Source organism: Halorubrum sp. SP9 (assembly GCF_005435015.1).
GTDB classification, from domain to species: domain Archaea; phylum Halobacteriota; class Halobacteria; order Halobacteriales; family Haloferacaceae; genus Halorubrum; species Halorubrum sodomense.
In genome coordinates this window covers 1-473 of sequence record NZ_SGXU01000356.1, presented here as the reverse complement: position 1 = coordinate 473, position 473 = coordinate 1, and the positions used below count along the sequence as shown (strand labels likewise).

Below are 473 nucleotides of genomic sequence, written 5' to 3'. Positions count from 1 at the left end.
AGGAACAGGATCAGCAGTACCGACGCGGCCAGCCAGATCTTCTCGTAGGCGTGGATGTGCATCTCGTGATCACCCCACGACGACCAGATCGCGGCCGAGGAACTCGATGTAGTAGATGTACACCCACGACAGCACCAGGATGACGAAGTATATCCCGATGAGCGTGAGGGTCCCGATCGGATCGAACTCCTCGGTGTCACCGCTCACGTCGCCCGGCGGACCGTGTGCGGTCTCGTTTCGGCTCATGGGCGGGCTTGACAACAGAGAGCTATATAAGATCCATCCGTTCTCGGACCCTGAAAACACGGGTATTATATATTCCCAGCGGGCGCTAGGCTACGGTATGGACTTCTCGATCCAACAGGCCGTGCTCCTGATCCTCGGCGGGATCGTCCCCGCGGCGGTGTTTATCGCGGATCGGGCGGAGGTCTTCGTCGCGATCACGCTGGTGAACGTCCTGCTCATCTGGGCGA

The 473-nt window shown here is 59.6% G+C and carries 1 protein-coding gene; it reads right to left on the bottom strand.

The genetic code is table 11. The features are described from left to right. Positions 1-69: 69 nt before the first annotated feature. Complete coding sequence (locus EXE45_RS20650; RefSeq protein WP_199233699.1) at positions 70-246, bottom strand: hypothetical protein; 177 nt, start codon at positions 244-246, stop codon at positions 70-72. Positions 247-473: the final 227 nt, after the last annotated feature.

What these genes read in the sequence shown, in the direction of transcription:
- EXE45_RS20650 (WP_199233699.1), bottom strand. Translation starts at nt 246, where the DNA reads ATGAGCCGAAACGAGACCGCACACGGTCCGCCGGGCGACGTGAGCGGT.